This is a genomic window from Cupriavidus sp. SIMBA_020, assembly GCF_046535395.1.
Taxonomy (GTDB): Bacteria; Pseudomonadota; Gammaproteobacteria; order Burkholderiales; family Burkholderiaceae; genus Cupriavidus; species Cupriavidus campinensis.
Map to the genome: position 1 here is coordinate 1 of NZ_JAWRWU010000433.1, position 278 is coordinate 278.

Consider the following 278-nt stretch of genomic DNA (forward strand, 5'->3'; position numbering starts at 1 on the left):
CTGACGCGCCTCGAACTCGCCGGCCTTCGCCAGACGCGAGTAGCGCTGCTCCTCCTCGACGGTGAGCAGCGGCTTGACGCTGATCCGGTTCAGATAATGCTGGATGGTGTCGGCCGTGAGCTCGGCCTGAAGGATGGCGCGGAAATCGTCGGCGTCCGAGGGCGCGGCGCCCTCTTCGCCTTCGCGGCTGCTACTTTCTTCGGAGCCCGATTCACGCTCTTCGCGTTCCTCGCGCTCCTCGAAATCGCGCTCCTCGTCGTCGGCCGCCTGCGCGCCGT

The 278-nt window shown here is 67.3% G+C and carries 1 protein-coding gene; it reads right to left on the reverse strand.

The features are described from left to right. On the reverse strand, window positions 1-278 hold a 278-nt coding region (locus SB751_RS29920; RefSeq protein WP_410749012.1), incomplete at both ends, for a sigma-70 factor domain-containing protein.